The organism is Chloracidobacterium sp., from assembly GCA_015075585.1.
In the GTDB taxonomy this organism is placed as follows: Bacteria; Acidobacteriota; Blastocatellia; order Pyrinomonadales; family Pyrinomonadaceae; genus OLB17.
Genome location: JABTUB010000002.1, coordinates 445,724 through 464,477 on the forward strand (window position 1 = coordinate 445,724; position 18,754 = coordinate 464,477).

Here is an 18,754-nt window from a genome sequence, read left to right on the forward strand (position 1 = left end):
CGGTCATTATCTCGAAAGTATCTTGTTTACGCGGTCGCGAACATTCTGCGGCAGCCGCCTGTAAGCACTCGCACCGATCGCGCGCACATTCTCGCGTAGCTCGTGCCGCTTGAAAAGGCTCTTGTCCACGCGATAGCGATACGTCCGTACGATCTCGCCGCCGAACCTCCGCAGGAACAGATGTGAGCCGCCCATGCTGAAATGTGTAAATCCGCCCTCACAGGCCCATCTTATCGCATGCCAGCCGATCACATCATTGGGCCTCAGACGTTGGAATTCGGGAAGTGAAAAGTTCGCGGCATATTCGACAACACCGCCTTTGACGAAGCGATAGAAGCTGCCCGCAACGACGCGGCCGTCCGCTTTAGCGATAAAAACACGCCGATTATCACGCTGACCGAGCGCCGTTCGCATTTGTTCAAGCGTATCAGGCTCGTGGCCTTTCAACCTGTTCCAGCGGCAATGGATGTCGTACATCTCCGCAAGTTCGTCCTCGCTTTCAAGCTCCTTTATTCGGATCAGGCCTTGCCGCTCGGCCTTGCGAAGCTCATTCCGCCTTGTTTGTGAAAAGCCTGCGAAGAGAGTGTCCGCGCCTCTTGTCAGATCAAGCATAACGACCGATGTCGCATCAGTACTGGCCGATCCGGTCGCATTCAACCCGCTTAGCTGCCGCCACGCGTAAAGGTCAATGAGTTCCGCATCCATGCTTTCAAGGCCTTCGAGAATTACGGCGGCCGCAGTCTCGGCGTCGGCCCCTTTGCGGAAAGTAAGCTGAGGCCGCGAGAACATCCCGGACGAGATGCGGCCGGCCTCGATCACGCCCGTTGCGACCGCATGAAAAATGCCGTTATCGTCAACTGCCGCAACGGCAAACCTCTCATTTCTTATGTATGGGTCGGTGAAATAACCCGGCGACGTATAGTGCGTCGCAAGCTCAGCCTCGGCAAGGAACGCTTGCCACCTTTCGGCGACCTCGCCCTCCGGAAAACGTGTGATAATGAGATACTTCATTTTACGTTCTCACCATCAATAAAGCGGCGCATCCATATCTCGAAATTAACGAGGAGCCAAAGGCGCTCATCGTGTTTGCGTCCCGCGTTATGTTCGGCGACAAGCTTGCGCAACGCATCGTCGTTAAATATGCCCCTGCTCATCGCCCGTTCGCCAAGCACATATTCATCAACGATATGCTTGTACTCGCCGCGGAACCAGCGTCCGATCGGAACCGGAAAGCCCATCTTCGGCCGATCGAGTATCTCCTGCGGCAGGATACCCTTCATCGCCTCCCGAAGTATCCACTTGGTCGTGCCGCCGCGAAGTTTCATCTCGCGCGGCAATTTTGCCGAATATTCCGCCAACTTGTGGTCGAGAAACGGAACGCGGCTTTCGATCGATGCCGCCATCGACATTTGGTCCTGTTTCATCAGCAATTCGTGCAGATATGTCTTTGTGTCGGCATAGAGCAGCTTATCGAGCATATCTCGAGCATCGCTTGTTTCAAGCCACTTGTTTTGGCGTGAATAGGGATTCAGGTCGTTGATCTTTGCCTTCGTGCCGGCTGAGAATAGGTCAGCTTGGGCCGTTCGTGAAAATATACTGAAATTATCAAAGAACAAACTCTCGACGTCCGCGGTGCGCGTCAGGAACGTGCGCGACAGCTTCTGTCCGAACCGTGACGGCAGCGTCGCGACACCGCCTTTTACGGCACTTCGTACAAATGACGGTGTCAGACTCTCGTACCGCTCGCCGAGATCGAGCAGCTTTAGTGCCTTTGCATAGCGTCCGTAGCCGGCTAGCATCTCATCGCTGCCCTCGCCCGTCAGCACGACCTTAACATGTCGTTGGGCAAGCTTTGATACAAAGTAGAGCGGCACGCTCGCCACAAAACCGATCGGCTCGTCCTCGTGCCATACAAGATCAGGCAAGGCCGCAAAGAATTGATCGGGTGTTACGGTAACTTCATAGTGTTCTGTTCCGAAAGCCTCAGCGACCGTGCGGGCGTATGCAAGCTCGTTCGCCTCTCGTTCATTGAATGCGACGGAAAACGTCTTTATAGGCTCATCGACCATCGTTGACATCATCGCCGCGATGGCGCTCGAATCGATGCCGCCCGAGAGGAACATTCCCAGCGGCACATCGGACATAAGCCTCAACTCGACCGAACGGCGGAACATATCACGCCACTCCTCGACATATTCGGCATCGCTTTGCGGATGGTGTTTAGGCTCGAACTCGAGATCCCAATACGAGCGCACATCGACGCTGCCGTCGCGCCAGAGCAGCGTATGCCCGGGCAAGAGGCGTTTTACGCCCGCTAACAGTGTCTCGTCGCCGCTTGTGCCGTGATTGGCAAATTGATCCGGAAGAGCGTTGAAATTCACCTCGGGCCTCACGCCGCCCGCTTCAAGGATCGTCTTGATCTCCGACCCGAAGAACAGCGAACCGTCGGCATCAAATACATAGTAAAGCGGCTTAACGCCGAGGCGGTCGCGCGCTATAAAAAGCTCACGTTTTGTTTTGTCCCAGATCGCGAACGCGAACATTCCGCGAAGATGCTCGACGCAGTCGCGTCCGTACTCGCGATAGAGGTGAAGTATCGTTTCGGTATCGCTGCGGTTCTCGAACTCGTGTCCGCGAGTTTCGAGATCGGCACGGCTCTCGGCGTGGTTATAGACCTCGCCGTTATAAACGATCACAAGGTCGCCGAGAGTCATCGGCTGCATACCGTGAGTCGGATCGACGATAGAAAGCCGCCGATGCCCAAGCCCTATATTGCGGTCGATAAAGATACCGCCGTCATCCGGGCCGCGATGAAACTGCACGTCACGCATACGGGTCAAAAGACCCGACGAGACCTCGCGTTTTGAACGCGTCGTATATGCTATGCCGTTGATACCGCACATATCTTGTAGTAAAAAGACAGAATGAGGGCAATTTTGCAGTGAACTTGCCGGCCGCGGGAGGCACTTTCAATGTTACCCTAGATTTGAGGCAAAATACCAGCGATTTCCTGTCGAAATACACGGATTTGCCGTGCTTTTCGTTCTATTATAAAGCAGAAATGAACGTCGCAGCAGATCAAATGGCCGCAGGTGCTGTCCAAATAAAACCGAAACAACTGACGCGCGATCGCAAACCGCTCATACGCGCCGCGGCTATTGTGATGCTCATTATCGTAACGGCCGCTGCCGGACTGCTGATATTCGACAGATATTCGGGAGCATTCGGGATTGTCGGCCCGCACTTTGAGATCGAGCAAACTTCGAAGGGCCGGATCATTCACGTCCCGCCCGGCGGCAGTGTGCAGGCCGCGCTTGCTCAGGCCGAAAGCGGCGACATCATCGAGCTGAAAGCGGGCGCAGCGTATTACGGCCCGATCACGCTTCCCAACAAGCCGCTTACCGAGACCGTTACGATCCGATCATCTGCGGCAGATCAGCTGCCCGTCGATCAACGAGTATCGCCGAAAGATGCGCCGCTCATGGCAAAGCTCGTTTCGCGAAGCGAAAAGCCGGTGGTTACGGCCGTCAACGGAGCTCATGATTATCGGTTCATCGGGATCGAATTCACGGCACAGACAAAGTCGTATATTTATAATCTCGTACTCTTCGGCAACGGTGAATCAGCCGCTAACATTCCATATCATCTTGAGATAGACCGCTCGTATCTTCATCCTTCCGCCGACGGCATCACTCGTCGCGGAATCGCGTTGAACAGCGGCGGATCGGTCATTAAGAACAGCTATATCGAAGGATTTGCCGGGCCGAGCGAAGAGACGCAGGGCATTTGCGGATGGACGGGCACACGCGACGTTAAGATCCTCAATAACTACATTGAAGGCGGCGCCGAGAACATAATGTTCGGCGGTTCCGATCCGGACAGTGCCGACCTTACGCCGAACGGCATCGAGATACGCGGCAATCATCTGAACAAGCCCGAGGCTTGGAAGTCCGGCGTTACGGTAAAGACGCTCTTCGAACTAAAGAACGCTAAGCGCGTACAATTCATCGGCAACCTTATCGAGAATAACTACAAAGGCTCAGCATTTCGCATCACGGTACGCAATCAGGACGGCCACGCACCGTTCTCGACCATCGAAGATGTCGTCATTCGCGACAACATCATCAGAAACTCGGGCGACGGCATCAACATCCTCGGCCACGACGATCAGCAGAAGAGCGGCACACTGCGAAACCTTGTGATCGAGAATAATCTGTTCCTGAATTTAGCGGGCGGCAACGGATTTGACGGCTCGGGCTATCTGATACAGGCTGCGGCGGGCGACGGTATCACCATCGCGAATAATACCGCGTTCAACATGGGAAATATCGTTACATTTTACGGCGAAATACCCTCGAACTTTGTCTTTCGGGATAATATCGTCGGACACGGCGAATACGGCATTCACGGCCCGATTGATCTGAATTCCGCCTCGGCCAAGGCAATGTTCCGCAACAATCTTTTTATGAACCTCAACCGCGTCAGCCCCGGCGATCATGCATTTCCCGCGGGCAATATGATCGTTCAGAGCATTTCAGATGTCGGTTTTGTGAACGCCACGGCGGGCGATTACAGGCTTTCCCCGACAAGCAAGTATCGTGGAAAAGCGACGGGCGGCAAAGATCTCGGCTGCGCTCTGCCGCCTACATCGCCACACTAAGCGAGACGTATAACTCGACGACCTTGCGTATATTCTCGCCGTCGTCTTTTTCAGACGACTCGCATTTGCCTGCCGCGATCGATCGCTCAACTGCGTCGAACAACCCTTCAGCATCGCCATTCCTTATGAGAAACACCCCTTTGGGGCGCATACCGTTGTCGGTCGCAACGACCGGCGTTCCGAGATGCAGGGCCTCACGAACAGAGATCGCATCGCCGTCAAAAAGCGTGGTGCGGAGCAATACGTCGGCTTTGTCGATCAGATGCAGCGTTTCATTATGCGGGACATTGCCTGCCGGCACAACGGCCGCCGAGAGTCCAAGATCGGCGATCCGAGCCTCGACCTGCGTACGCAGGCTGCCGTCGCCAACGAGTATTAGCACGGCTTTCGGGAAACGCTCCAACAGCTTCGGCAGCGCCTCGACAAGAAACATCGGTTGATAATCGGCCTCAAGCCCGCCGACTGAGACCAACAACGGTTCGGCTCCGGCGACAGCCTCTTTAAGCCGCGTCGAAAGCTCTATATTCGGATCGGGCCGCGAAAGCACGAACGGCGAGATCACCTCGACCTTTTCCTTAGCCACGCCAAACTTATGAAAAGCGTCAGCGATAGCGTCGTTGACCGCGATGAGTTTTGAGAATCTTCGAAATACGATTCCGGCGATCGAGAACGGCCTTGCCTTTTGCACAAGCCCGGAGAGAGGAAAAGCACCTGAATGGATCGTCAATACCTTCCGTTTACCGCCGAACACTGCACACGCCAGCGCCAGCGCAATCACACGCGGCGTGATATCGCCACCCAGATGCAGATGCAGCACATCGAATTCCATTGAACGCAAGGTGCGGATCAACGCGATAGGCGAGCGTGGCCTGAACACATTCGGCTCACTGCTCGGCGGCCCCTTTGTGGTCGCAATGAATGTGCATCGGTGGCCGCTTCGTTCGAGTTCGTCGCCGATGGCGCGCATATTGCGGCTGACACCGCCCTCGGGCGGCGGCACGGGGCCAAGTTGTACTATGTGCAACGGTCTCATTTTACAAGACTCTCATAAAGGGCCGCCGTGTCGGATAGTTGGCGTTCGGTTGAGAATTTTTCTTCTATTATGCGACGGCCCGCGGCACCGAACCGCGAGGCCTTCGCCTCATCGCAAATAAGATCGAGCAGCTTATCGGCCAATGCTGGGTCGTCATCTGAGGCGACAAGATACCCTGTTTCATCATTGATGACGGCCTCGGCCGCTCCGCCGACATCGGTCGCAATAACAGGCTTTCCGGCGGCCATATATTCAAGGATCGAGTTCGAGAAACCCTCTGCCGTCGATGTAAGCGCGCACGCGTAAGCGGCGTCGAGCAATGCCGGAACGTCTGTACACCGTCCTATGAAATGCACGCGATCTCCGATACCCAGCGAAGCCGCCATCGCCGCAAGCTCATCTTTCAAACCGCCTTCTCCCGCAACTACAAAATGCACGTCAGGCAACGTGCCTTTGATCCGTGCGGCCGCCCGGAGCAGCATCGGAATGTTCTTAACGCTGTGCCGAAGGTTCGCGACCGCAACGACGAGCTTTTTATCGGGCAGGCCGAGACCCGCCAAGGTTTGCTGCCTATCATTGGCTTGAGCAAAGCGGCCAAGGTCGAGGCCATTGTAGATCACACTTATCTTTTCGCTTTTCACGCCCCGCTTGATGAGATGCTCTCGCACAGCGGCGGAATTCGCAACGATCGCATTTGCCCGGCCAAATGCGACACCCTCGACGAATTCCTGAGCCCGCGTCCGCATACCGCCGGTCTCGCGTTTTGAAGCAATACGCCCTTTCAGCCGTGCAAGTTTTCCGGCAGCCATACCGAGAATGTTCGAGTAAAAATCGTGCGAATGGATGACGTTGATCCCATTCGCGCGAAGGTAGCGTGAAAGCGCACGAACCTGCCGGATGAAGTTGAGGTTGTAGAACGATGTCAGCCTAAACTCCGGCACATCACCTAGATCGAGGCTCTCGATGTCTTTTAGCAGGATGCCTTCTTTATTTAGTGCAGCTATCCGCACCTCGATGCGTCCGTCCTCAGCCAGAGCACGCGTCAACGCCACGGCTTGCCGCTCGCTGCCGCCTTGATGGAAGCTGCCGATCAACTGTAGTACGCGTATCTTCACACCGCTTCGGGGCACTTTTCGCCGATGGATACCGTGCTGTGGGTACCATCGGCATTTATGTAGAGGTCGCTGCCGAAACGTCGGATCGAGACGGACGCGTGACGGCCTTCGCCGTCAAATATATCGCGTTCGTTCAACCTCAGGCGGTCGCCGCCGATCAGCACGAACTCCTCAGGTATCGTTTCGTCTGCCGTCAAACGCGCCCATGAAAGATGGAAGTTCGTGTCAAAGAGTTCCGTCCGCAGCATTTCGCCGTCGCCAACGACAAAGACATCCGTATATGCGCCGAAATTTATGATAAACGCCCGGCCGCCAACAATGGACAGCTCGGCCGCTATCGGGTTCCTACGGCCGGTACCTACGGGCATTATGAACGTAAAGAACTCCTGCATTCCGCGCCCCGTTGACAGATAACGAAGGAACGGTGCGTTCGTTTTGTTGCCGTATTCCCTGGACACCCAACTCTCTTTCCGCAGCCAGTGCCCTTCATCGCCGAAACAAAATATCCTGTGTCGTTTACTTCCCGCGTAGGCACCGTCGATCCCCGTCGAGACCTTTGTGCCTGCGGCATAATGAAAATTCAACTGACATTCATGCGAACCCTTAACAGCAATGAGGTCGCGGATAATTATGTAGTCATTTTTCAGGAAAAGTATTTCGCGCTCGTGGGCCGCTCCGCCCTCGATGGTGTCAAAGCCGCGTGTCTGTCCCGCAAAATGGTCGAAACGCGCATCGGTTAGCGCGGCTGCAAGCTGCGTCTCGGCCCTTTCTCCCCAACGGAAAACGCCCGAAGGACGGCTCGAAGACCGGTCATCGATCGTCGCCGTGTTATGTGCCGCACTCATTCGAAAGAGGTCTCGCATCTCACGCGATTCGTGATAGGAATACGTCCCCGGATCGACGAGCAGAGTTCGGCCATTGAGCGAAAGGTCGATAGAAAGCGCATCCGCGTGGCCGTGCCCGCCCGAGAGCGAACCGACCTCACCGTGATCGACGATCAGTACAGTGTCTGTATCCGCCCAACCGTCACGCATCACCATATAGCCGCCTGCCGCAAATTCGCGCGATGCCGCCTTCGGCCTTCGGCTGTTGAGCTTTGCATACCGCGCGACGCCTTCGCTGCCTGTAAGCCAAAAAACCTCATCCAAAGCCTTCCGCGCAACATATTTCATTTCGCCTCGGCCAAGTATCGATGCACCGAGGGCGAGTGAGCCGCGAAAGTCATCGGCAGCGGCCATCGTAATTGGCAGCATTCGTCCGCCGTCATCATCGCCGATCAATGGCGTAGTGCCGTCCGGCCGCGTTATGTACATCATGAACTCGAGTGCGGCAAGATAGCGTTGATCGGCAGCAAGATTTCGCTTATCGTACTGCGGATCGCCGGCCAGGGAACGGAGCACGAAAAAGTGTGAGTAAAAATCGACGGTATAGCGCTGATACCATGTGCTTTGCTCAAAATAGACACCGTCGGGCAGTATCTGTTTCGTGATCTCATCAAGCAGGATGTCGCTGCCGAGCTTCGTCCAATGCTTTGCTTTTTGCAGGAACGGCAGCTGCGTACCGAGATAATAGAGGGCGAGTGCCTCGCCGGTCAGATGCGTATTGGGGCTGTAATATTTCGAAAGGTATTTCTCGATGTGGCGGCCGTGAAGATAAAGGGCCTTTACCGCTTCCTTGAGTATTTCCGGCGTAAGTGCGGCAGAATGCCGGAATAAGTTAAGTGCCCATACCCAAGAAACAGAACGGAACGCTGCCTCAAGGCTGCTGGTCCAATTGATACCGACACCGCAAGGGTTCTGCTCGATCCACGACAGCAGATGCTCGACAACCATAAACGCATATCTTTCGTCGCGCGTCAGCGTGTAGGCCACGCCGAGAATAAAGAAATGCTGGTGGCGGTTCAGTTCCCAAACGATCTTTTTATCACCGGTTTCCGAGGTATCGAGTTCGTCAAATTCTTTCCAATGTTTTACAGGGGCACGCAGGCCTGATATCGGTTCGAGATGCCAATCGACCTCGGTTCCGACGTACAGATTCTTGTAACCAAGCAGGTCAAAGCGTCCTTCAAGGAGCAGATCGGCCCTGCTGACGAACGCATCACACACTTCATTGCCGACGGCATCGCGAAATCCTTGCCCGATATCGCCTACGAATGAGCGAAAGAAGTGCTCATCCGCATTTTGAAAGAACACTTTCGCAACGCGCTCTGCAACTGCATCGGGATCGCGGAACCGACGCCGGTCGAGAAGCTTGAAGAATTCGCCATCCGACAGATCACGCTCGCCCAGACCCATTTGATCACGATACGCGGACACGGCTTGGCCGCCGCGTGACAGCAGTTCGCTGACGCTGCGGCCGCGCATCTTTTTGATCGTGTCCAATGGTTTCGCCATCACGCCTTATGCACCTTTCCCCTCGCTCATGATCGTCTGTAAATGATGATCGCGATACAGGTGCGGATCACCGGTAAACCCTTCGCTGATCGCGACGGCCATATTGAACGCCTCTCGTGCACTTGCAAAGTGAATGGTCTGCTTTCCCGTCCGCGCCGCTCCTTCGACCATCTCACCGAACAGCCGCTTTGCATCCTCACCGATACAGGCCTGCTGGTCATGATCAAAGAAACCGTGGCAATACAGCTTGATAAAGATCACATCGGACCGGCCCTCGACCGTGATATTCGCCGATGCCCAGCGCTTGAGCCTGCCGACCCCGCTTCCCAATGCGGCGGTAAGTGAACCATCGTCGATCCGCGGCCTAACGCGGCTCAGGTCAAAGATAAGCGGCCCGGTAAATATCAGTGGTAATTGCGGTTCCGTACCGTTCACCGAAAATCTCCTGCCGACCGCGTGCGGAACGGCCTGCTTCGGATCGCCGCCGTACTCGTAGATCATATTGATCATTGCAACCTGCGTTCGATCGGGCGCCGAGGGCAGCGTAAAGTCGGCGTAACAGCCCGTATCGCGAAGTATGGCCATCTCGTCATCAACGCCGCAATATTTGCCGCCGCACGAATTCGCCAAGGCGAGATTGCCGTGAACAAAGGCGTACATCGGTGCTCCCCCGCCGTGCCAACGCGAAAGGCATCGATGCCGCTCTGCAATGGTGTCCCGAAACTCTACAAGCTGACGTTCAAGGTTCTCGGCCGTGTCCGGCCGATCGACGCCGTGATGCAAATGCACCTCGACCTCGCCCAGGCCTTCCTCCTGCATCTCAGCCAAAACGTCGAGTATCTCAGGATGATATTGTTCGGCCGGATAGAAGTTCGTATGCCGAAACTTCGTCCCGTCCGCATCGCTTACCGAATTACCGATCTCTCGTGCCATTTTGCGATAAGCGTCGAGCCGCTTCATTTGCGTCCGATGGTCGAGCACACCGCCTGAACTCCAGCCCGGCTCAAAGTGATCTGCCACAGTGATCACAATATGCTTATGCTCAAAGGCAGTCGCCTCAAGCAAAGCACGGGCGCGGACGAACGGATAGCGTACAAGCCACGGCAGGTTCCATCTTAGCTTTGTAATGAAGGTATCCTCTCCCATCAGCTTGCCGCCTCAGCCGTGTTCGACCTTCGATGCAGGATCATCTTGTCGATGAACTGCCGCACCGTTCTCTTTTCTTCGGGTTCGATCACACCAAAAAGATTCGCAAAGAATAGATATACGGGCGCGAACACCGCCCCCGAGACTGCAAGCACAAGCCCGCCGCCGATAAGATTGCGGATTCCCATCTTCTCCGACATCAGCACACCGCGCACGAAGTGTTCGCCGATCGCCATCACGTGATCGTGCGTTCCCGCATACACGAGATATGTCGCGGCCCCGGCTATGATGCTGGCGACACCGGTCTTACCGATACTCTTTAAAAGCGGCAAGTGCCGCCGGCCGACGCCGAGTTTGACAAAGATCATGGTCTCGGCAAAGCACTTTTCGATCACTATCGCAGCAACAGCGACCGCGATAAAACCTGTCAATCCAAGATACGGCAGGCCGAAATACAGGCCTGCTATCAGCATCATGAGGATCAATATTCGCGTCAGCAGGAACAGCCTGCCAAGCTCCTTGTAAGAGCGAAGCACCGGATCAGTTATCACGATGCTGAATGGCAGTATCGTGAGGTTGACCATGAAGATAGGCGCGCTCGCCGCATACTTTTCGGTAAATAGTGTTATGACAAAGGTGTTCGCAGTAATAAGCAGAAAGATGTAGATCGGGAAATAGAAGAACGAAAGTTTTTGCGACGCCCGTGCCGTGAGCCTGATCATCTCATCTCGGTCGCCTACGAGCTGCAGTTCATTCATTCGCGGGATCAGAACGGAGGTTACGGATTCGGAGAGCATCGCGATCAGCGGCACTTCAAAACAGCCATACGCATAGATCGCAAAGTCTGCGGACGAGAATTTATATCCGACAAAATAATTATGTATATCATTTTGTGCCATCCACAGAATGCCGGCCAAGCCGAACGGCATAGCGTAACGCATCTGCTCCCAAAAGAATGAGAGGTCGAAGGATCGCCAAAAGCCGGGAAACCGCGATGTCAGGTACACAAGCAGAATTGCCGTTTGGATAACGCCCTGCACCATCGCCGCGTACATGAACGACTCGACCGTAGCGAACTCAAAGACAGCGGCACCCATGAATATGGTCTTGCTTAACTGAGCGATGATGATGAAGACGGTCGCGATCCGGGCTTCTTGATTTGCGATCGCGACCGTTTCAAGAAAGGTTGAGAATATCCAGATCCAAATGACAACGCCGATCTTCGGAGCAAGTTCCGTAAGTGCCTCACTCTGAAAGACATCGCCGATTATCCGCGGGTAGAGATTGAGCGCAAGGCATGCAAGGCCGCCGACAAAGAAATTGAAGACCAGGATATTTAGAATCGAAGCCGCTCTTCGCTCCTGACTTTCCCTTGCGAGAAAATAGTATGCGCTCATCGAGAAGCCTAACGGCAGCAGCACCACCGCGTTGGCAATTACTTGAAACGCCGCACGATAGTGCCCGACCTCTTGCTGCGGCAGATAACGCACGATAAGCAGCGGCAGCACAAAGCTGAAGCCAAAGCCGATGATCTTGGCGGCCAACAGCCATGCGCTCTGCTCTTTTAATGAGCGTTTTTCAGCCGATCCTGTCATTTTTGGTCACTGAACTGTGTCTTGCGTGGGTGTCATACCAGCCCGGCACCGAACGCTTAAGCACCCGCTCGACGGTATGGATGAAGTTTCTGCCTTTCTCGGTCTGCACCAGATACGAATAATCTCCGAACAGCCAGTATTTCACAAAGATCCGGCGATATTCCCTGATCACCGCATCACGCGATCGCCATTTGCCTTCGGTATCTTCGCCGATCGGCCCGGACGCCCCTTCTTCAAACTCGTACAATCGGCCGCCGTTACCGTCGGGAACCGAGGCAAAAGAACGCTCAAAATCCTGTTTGATCGCCTTGAACTCGTGATAGCCAAGCTTCTCCAGAAGGTCGAACTCATATATGAGGTTTCTGAAGATGACCTTCTCAGAGCGGATAGACAGATAGTCGGGCTTATTCTCAAAATCGAGCATCGCGCGCAGGCAAACCACTTCGGATCCGACAATGTCCGCCTTCATAAATTGCGGCACACCGTGCTTTTCCATCTCAGCACCGAAGTCAACCGCATTGACCTCGATCTGCTCCATTGCGGTATCGTAGATCTCGTTGCGAAAAACCCAATCGAGCGAGTTACTGCCCCAAAGATTATGATCGCGGTTCCGATAGAATCTTGTGGTCGGATCTTTTGACGCCTCGGTGATGGCTCCTTCGACTATCGTCAAACGGCCATTCTCGATCGCATCAGCAAAGCGTTTGCGGCAGAACTCGGCATTCTGAGGGTCGGCCTCAAAGGCGACGACCTTGTAGCCTTTTGCTAAATAGAAGTCCGTGTCCTGGCCTCGATGCAGACCTACATCAAAGACAAGATCGCGGACTTTTGGGGTCGTTCTCAGTGATGACATGGCACTCTCAACACGCGGATGATGCACTCTGGCCGGGCATGGCGCATAGCATCTTCGCTTAAGAAAAATATCAATGGCCTGATATTTTCAGGAAAGCCGGAAACCGACTTAAATTACTTAAATTATTGACCGCGTCCCGCAAAGGGCCTGCCCACAGCACCGCCCGGCACCATCGCTATTTCATCGGCCCGATTGCTGCGGTAGCGGTCGAGCACAAGCCTTGGCGCAACTCGCAGGCCGATGGTGATCAGAAGCAATTTCAACGATCTGCGGTGCCGGTTCGCCTCGGCGAATGCCCGGCGCGCGCCCGCGAAGTCCTCGCTTATCAAAAGAGCCTTGCCGCGCTCGACCTCAAGATCCGCCTGCAGGCCCTTAACACGCCGCTCAAGAAGTTCCATGTCCTTCGCATCAAGATCGACCATTCTCTTGATCCGGTTAAAGACATCGATCTCACGCTCGACACGGCTTACCGAATCACCCGAAAGGCTGTTCAGGTGCACTCGATATTTCAAAAGCACGGTTCGCTGATAGCCGATCCGGGCACCATTCCTCGCCATTCGGACCCAAAGGTGGAAATCATGTGCGCGCGCGCGTTCCTGCTCGAACATCCCCGCATCGATGATCGCCGATCTCAAAGCCACGGTCCCCGAAGTGATGACATTGCACCTAAAATCCAACAGCGATGCTACCGTAACTTCGCCCTCTGAAGGAGCAGATTCCATGAACGTGCGCCGCAATGCAGACCGCATTCCGAACTGCTGTGCGTCACAATAGACCATATCGTGTCCGCGGCCCAGGAACGTAACTTGCGAAGTAAGGAAATCGGGCAGCCAAATATCATCGCCGTCGAGGAACGCAATGATCTCGCCCCGAGCATGACGGATCGCCGTATTTCGGGCGGCTCCGGCCCCTTGGCTCGGCTGCTTGATGTAAATGATATTCTCGCGATGCGGCTGGATCGCCCGCTCAAATGCGGCGGTGTCAGGCGAGCCGTCATTGACGACTATCACCTCGTGATCGCGAAAACGCTGAGCGGCGACCGATTCCAGTGTCTCACCGATAAATTCGGCAACATTGTATGCCGGTATCACCACGCTCACCCTTGGTGCCCATGAAAAGATATTTCGGCCTACATTGACCTCGATCCCGAGCTTTTTGTCCTCTGATGACAACATTACGATCGCACCTCGCGGATCGGCTCCCAAGTTGCGTACCTCTCGCCTCGTATGAATCTGTAGAAGGCGATGACCGATGCAAGATTAGCAAGAACAAAATAAAGCGGCACAACAAGGAGCGTAATTCGAATATCAAGACGCTCAAGGATCGAGCCGACAAGGGCACTCAGATAAAATGCCGCCTGTAACACTGACGCCACAAAAAAGAATGGTGATGAGGCGGCCAACACAACGCTTGAAATGAACATTCCTGCAAGCATGAGAGGTACGGCGTAACGCAGAGCCTTATGCGAGATCAGCTCGATCGCGTAGAAGCCGCTCTTGAACGGATTCAACATATCGGCATTTCTCACAAGATCGGCCAGCGTCTGCGAGATCACGCGTATCCGCATCCGCATCTCATCATCAGTGTTCTGATTCGTTTCCTCAAAACACACCGCGGACGGCTCGAACACACTCCGCAGATCATTGCGGTAAAGCACTGTGCAGATCAGAAAATCAGAGCATGCCTCCGGATACATCTCGCGATATGCCGAACGCCTGACCGCGTACATACAGCCCGAAGCTCCAATAAGCGAACACGCCCTGCTCTCGGCCGACCTCAAGAATGTCTCATAGTTCCAATAACCTTGCGTTCCCTTGCCTACGTTCGAATCGTCATTATTAACATATTCGAGGCGGCCGGCCACACATCCGACAGAGTCATCGGCAAATGCAGGCAGTATCCGCTCAAGCACATCCTGCGTGTACTCGGTCGTTGCGTCGCTGAATAGAACGATCTCGCCGGCCGCTTCCGCAATCGCACGATTCTGCGTCTCGGTCTTGCCGACACGGCCATCTTGTCGGAAAAGTTTTACGCCTCGGCCCGCGTATTCCTTCACGATCTCATCCGTCCGGTCGGTCGAGCCGTCTGAGGCGACCAATATCTCGAGCTTCTCCGCCGGATAGTCGATATCAAGTGTATTATCAAGCTTTCGACGGATTGCTTTTTCTTCGTTGAATGCCGTTATCAGCACCGTAACGCTCGGCTCGATGTTGCTGCGATGAACCTTCTTGGGAAACAGCCGCGAAACAGCATACACAAGAAGCGGATAGCCGAAATATACATAACCCAAAAGGGCAACGCATATCCAAAACACTATCGCTGATGTTGTGTAGAACATATCAAACCGCAGCGGCATCCGCCTGCCAGGCCGCCGTAGCGGCCTCTTCTACCTCGTTCTCGATACTGAAGATCCGGCGAAACGCCACCGCATACGCGATCAAGTAATAGATGAACCAATTATAAGCTACGGATGCGAAGAAACTTGAGACCATGTAGCCGATGATGCTCGCTTGAAAGCCGATCGACAGATAATAGAACCAGTTCGCACTGCCCTCATCGAACAGCTTACGCTCGATCGCCGAAAGCTTCCTGAATGGACTGATCATAAAGATCAGGTACGCAACAAGGCCCATTATACCAAGCTCGGAACTCACCTGTGTGAATGCGTTATGCGACTGCAAATTTCGTATGCCGACGATCGGGAAATTGCCGATGCCGATGCCCCACGGATTGCGTGCGGTAACGAGAAGCGAGCGTTCGAGCAACTCCTTCCGCTGGTCGGACGACCCTACCGGATCAAGGCCCGGAATAAAGATGGACAGCATACGAAGTCCGTAATTGCCCGGTGCGGCAACTATGACGATCAGACCTATCACTGCCGAAGCTATCGATACATTCAGGCGCTGACGGCGGCCAAGCTTCCACGCCAAGACCAGCCCCACAGCCAGCAAGCCAAGAAAGCCTCCGCGCGAAAACGTGACCATATTCGCTCCGACGAGAAGAGCCGCAATGACCCAATAAATGATACGCCACAGCTTTGATCGGGATGCGATGCCTAAAGTGATCACAAGCGGCGTCATCATCACAAAATGCATCGCCATCTCATTCGGGTTGCCGAACATACCGCCGACATCGACCGCAACACGGTATTCCTCCACCGTGAACTGCCCTTTCATATACATATCAAGGGCCGCAAATGAGAGATAAACGGCAATACCGAAGGACAACCACAGCAGCCCCATCAGACGCTTTCGCGTTCGGACGACATTTATCAGCACAATGAAGATCACAACCGCTTTAAGATACGGATCGTTGAACTTCTCCCACGCGAGGCCCGGATCTTTGGCGATCGGCATCGTTAGAAGAGCGATGACCGTCATTGCGAGTATCGCCTTGACCTCGGTCGAGAATATCGTCAGATTGCCTTCGATCGCGAGCTGTGACGGGATGTAGATGATCAGTGTCGCAAGTGCAAAATAGAATGCGGTCGCCGAAAGGAACGCGAGCGACGAGATCAGCTCATAGGGCCGAAATAATACGAGGATCGAAAACAGGTAAAGGCCGATATACGTAAAAAAATGACCGTTGCGGACAAGCCATCGATCTGCGGTGAGAAGCTGCTTGTCCTTGATGGCACGCTTCTCATCCTTGGTCGGCCGAAATACGACAAAACGCTCTTCTGCCGGTGCCTCGGCGGCTGATGTTGCGACTGAGGCCTCTATCTCCCGCGCACGTTCCTTTGCGTGTTCGACAGCGGCCGCCGTATTTTGAAGGCCGTTAATGTGCGTGTCTGTCTTTGCGGCTGCGCCCGCCGGTTTCAATGAATCAAAAGGACCTGAAGCCACTCGGCTGCGGCTCTTGGCAGTATTCACGAGTGGCTTGTGGTCGCGTGTATCTGATCCTGTATTCTTCATTTACGGCCAGGCAGTTCGAGTATCCATCAGGCCGGCACCTCTTGCCGTTCGAGCGTGATCATAGAACGGATCCGCGTCCTCAAGGCCTTTTCGAACTGCCGCGCCTCGTTTACACCGTTAAAGGTCAGCTCCTGAAGATTGGCCTCGATCCTCTTGCGATAGTCTGACACGAGTGAGTCCGAGACGCCAAGCATTTCCGCCACCTCAAGTTGATTGCCGCTGTCGGAAACCAGATAGCAATGCCACAGGATGTTAAGCATGCGGTCGTACTGCTTTTCTTTGCCGCGAACCGCCTTGTTAAGCATCTCGAGAAATCCGTCCACGTAGCCCGCCGCTTCACGCTCAGCCTCACCGCGAAGCAGATCCTCTTCGGGCGTCTCACGAATATCCTTGAACTCGAACGGCATGCGATCGTCGTCGTCACTCTCTGACGATCCGCCGACCGGCACGAGATGAATATCCATTATCGGAAGCCGCGACATCACGAATGAACGAAGGCTGCGAATATCGACCGGCGAATCGATCGCCTTAAAAACACGAATAATGAGTTTCTCAAGTTCCGCATTGCTTATTACGATCTGCGCATCGCCCGTGCAGCCGACCATGCGTGTATCGCGGGCCTTGAAGGCAACGACCTTGACCCTTTCGTCCATCTCCTGGACATCGCGGTGTACCTTTTGATCTTTCCAATCAGCGAGGCCGTAAAGCCTGTCAACCAACCTCCGATGAACTTCCGGAGTGCTTACATTATCAAATCGTTTGAAAAGCTTGCTTGTTTGGACGAGCGTTGAGATGCGGCGTGCCAAGCGGTAGCTCTCAGGATAGCGTTTACGCAGCTCGGCGGTGAGCATATTTGTCAGCTCGATCTGGCTGATCTCGGCCTCGATCTCGACGTCGGACATCGAGGTGTCGAGATAATGTTGGAATCTCTCCTTGCTTAAAAGTGCTACGAAAAGCTCCTGTGTAAGGTCGGTGTAAGCGTTCTGCCGGCCCTCTTCCACCAAGAAGCCCGCACGCTTTGAGGCTCTCACAAGCGGATGTGATGATACGATCCGGTGGAGCTCCGTCCAGATCTGATTCACATCCGATGCCTGCAGGCTCTCATTCCATTTGCCTACACGGATCTGTCTTCCTGATGTTGACCGAATTTTGCGTTCCTGAGATTTCACTTCATTCATATTCAGCCTGTCCCGATCGCGGTCTCCGTGCTCGATCGAGGACGGATATTCCCGTTGTGCTTCCATCGGTTCGCGTTTTCTCGCAGGCCGGTCAAATGACCCGGCTTTTGATGCGCGTTACTGTATCCGAGATGCGGCGAATTTCCGCACTATCGAAATAATTCCGATCCTGGTAGATGTGATCTGGCTTGATCTGTGGTCGAGCTATTCTGTTGATCGAGTTGCGGTGGGTGAGAAGATTGCCGTCTCACTACCTACACTTAAGATAGTAGCAATTAAGGCAGAAATGAGCAACAATTTTTTGCATACACAAAGTTCTTTGTGCCATTACTCTAATCTCTTTAATATCAACTGCTTACAAGACGGTGCAACTTGAGATTACGGTGCTGATGACAAAATGTGTGATTTTGTTCTCATAAGTTTTGGAACGTTTCAGCCATTACAGATTTATGTTTTATGTAACCTTTGAAGCGGCTGAGCACTGTTTTCAGGTCAGCCCATGGTGACGGTCCGCTTACGGGTCGCTTGATATGTTCACTGCGAAGAAGATCAATTTCTCAAAGAACGAAGATTGTCCGCCGTCGGATGAACTGCTCGATTTCCAGAATGGAGAAATGAGCGTCGCCCGCGGTTTGGCGGTATGTGCGCACCTTGCGATCTGTGATTTCTGCTCGGCTGAAGTGGAGTTCTATTCCCGCTATCCGCAGGCAAAGGGTGAGGCCGTATCTGACGAAGAGCCGGCTGCAATCCCCGGCCCGCTCTATGAGTTGGCGGAGGCCATTCTTAATGACAGCCGCAGTCCCGACATCCTGAACAGCCTTTTACAAAAAAAGGCCGGTAAGTAGATAACCTTACGCGGCCGAGTCC

General features: G+C 54.2%; 14 protein-coding genes. 2 read left to right on the forward strand and 12 right to left on the reverse strand.

Going from position 1 to position 18,754, the window contains the following annotated elements:
* Nucleotides 1–6: 6 nt before the first annotated feature.
* Together HS105_11005 and asnB are read right to left on the reverse strand one after the other, a co-directional pair.
* Nucleotides 7–1,011, reverse strand: coding sequence for a GNAT family N-acetyltransferase (locus tag HS105_11005; protein ID MBE7517118.1), 1,005 nt, complete (start codon nt 1,009–1,011; stop codon nt 7–9).
* Nucleotides 1,008–2,903, reverse strand: coding sequence for an asparagine synthase (glutamine-hydrolyzing) (gene asnB / locus HS105_11010; GenBank protein MBE7517119.1), 1,896 nt, complete (start codon nt 2,901–2,903; stop codon nt 1,008–1,010). The genes HS105_11005 and asnB overlap by 4 nt, the downstream gene beginning before the upstream one ends.
* Nucleotides 2,904–3,061: 158 nt before the next feature.
* On the opposite strand from asnB, the gene HS105_11015 reads away from it, so the two are divergent.
* Nucleotides 3,062–4,660 carry a hypothetical protein gene (locus HS105_11015; GenBank protein ID MBE7517120.1) on the forward strand — a complete coding sequence of 533 codons (1,599 nt, stop codon included), beginning with the start codon at nt 3,062–3,064 and terminating at the stop codon, nt 4,658–4,660.
* Here the strand turns inward: HS105_11015 and HS105_11020 are convergent.
* The 10 genes from HS105_11020 to HS105_11065 form a co-directional block, all read right to left on the reverse strand.
* Complete coding sequence (locus HS105_11020) at nt 4,644–5,684, reverse strand: glycosyltransferase family 4 protein (GenBank protein MBE7517121.1); 1,041 nt, start codon at nt 5,682–5,684, stop codon at nt 4,644–4,646. The genes HS105_11015 and HS105_11020 overlap by 17 nt on opposite strands.
* Nucleotides 5,685–5,689: 5 nt before the next feature.
* Complete coding sequence (locus tag HS105_11025) at nt 5,690–6,808, reverse strand: glycosyltransferase (protein ID MBE7517122.1); 1,119 nt, start codon at nt 6,806–6,808, stop codon at nt 5,690–5,692.
* The gene (locus HS105_11030) at nt 6,805–9,201 is read right to left on the reverse strand and encodes an alginate lyase family protein (protein ID MBE7517123.1); all 2,397 of its coding nucleotides are present in this window, start codon (nt 9,199–9,201) and stop codon (nt 6,805–6,807) included. The genes HS105_11025 and HS105_11030 overlap by 4 nt, the downstream gene beginning before the upstream one ends.
* Nucleotides 9,202–9,207: 6 nt before the next feature.
* Nucleotides 9,208–10,347, reverse strand: a complete 1,140-nt coding sequence (locus HS105_11035) for a hypothetical protein (GenBank protein MBE7517124.1) — start codon at nt 10,345–10,347, stop codon at nt 9,208–9,210.
* Nucleotides 10,347–11,942: an oligosaccharide flippase family protein gene (locus HS105_11040; protein MBE7517125.1), complete on the reverse strand. Its 1,596-nt coding sequence runs from the start codon at nt 11,940–11,942 to the stop codon at nt 10,347–10,349. The genes HS105_11035 and HS105_11040 overlap by 1 nt, the downstream gene beginning before the upstream one ends.
* Complete coding sequence (locus HS105_11045; protein ID MBE7517126.1) at nt 11,926–12,795, reverse strand: hypothetical protein; 870 nt, start codon at nt 12,793–12,795, stop codon at nt 11,926–11,928. Before HS105_11045 ends, HS105_11040 begins: the two co-directional genes overlap by 17 nt.
* Before the next feature lie 122 nt (nt 12,796–12,917).
* Nucleotides 12,918–13,970 carry a glycosyltransferase family 2 protein gene (locus HS105_11050; protein ID MBE7517127.1) on the reverse strand — a complete coding sequence of 351 codons (1,053 nt, stop codon included), beginning with the start codon at nt 13,968–13,970 and terminating at the stop codon, nt 12,918–12,920.
* On the reverse strand, nt 13,970–15,133 hold the full coding sequence (locus tag HS105_11055) for a glycosyltransferase family 2 protein (protein ID MBE7517128.1): 1,164 nt from the start codon (nt 15,131–15,133) through the stop codon (nt 13,970–13,972). The genes HS105_11050 and HS105_11055 overlap by 1 nt, the downstream gene beginning before the upstream one ends.
* Before the next feature lies 1 nt (nt 15,134).
* A complete protein-coding gene (locus tag HS105_11060) occupies nt 15,135–16,709 on the reverse strand; it encodes a hypothetical protein (protein ID MBE7517129.1) in 1,575 nt (524 codons plus the stop codon).
* Between the two features lie 26 nt (nt 16,710–16,735).
* Entirely contained in the window at nt 16,736–17,953 is a 1,218-nt protein-coding gene (locus tag HS105_11065) for a hypothetical protein (protein MBE7517130.1), read from the reverse strand.
* A gap of 464 nt (nt 17,954–18,417) precedes the next feature.
* Between HS105_11065 and HS105_11070 the strand changes: the two genes are divergently transcribed.
* Nucleotides 18,418–18,732, forward strand: coding sequence for a hypothetical protein (locus HS105_11070; protein ID MBE7517131.1), 315 nt, complete (start codon nt 18,418–18,420; stop codon nt 18,730–18,732).
* Nucleotides 18,733–18,754 lie beyond the last annotated feature (22 nt).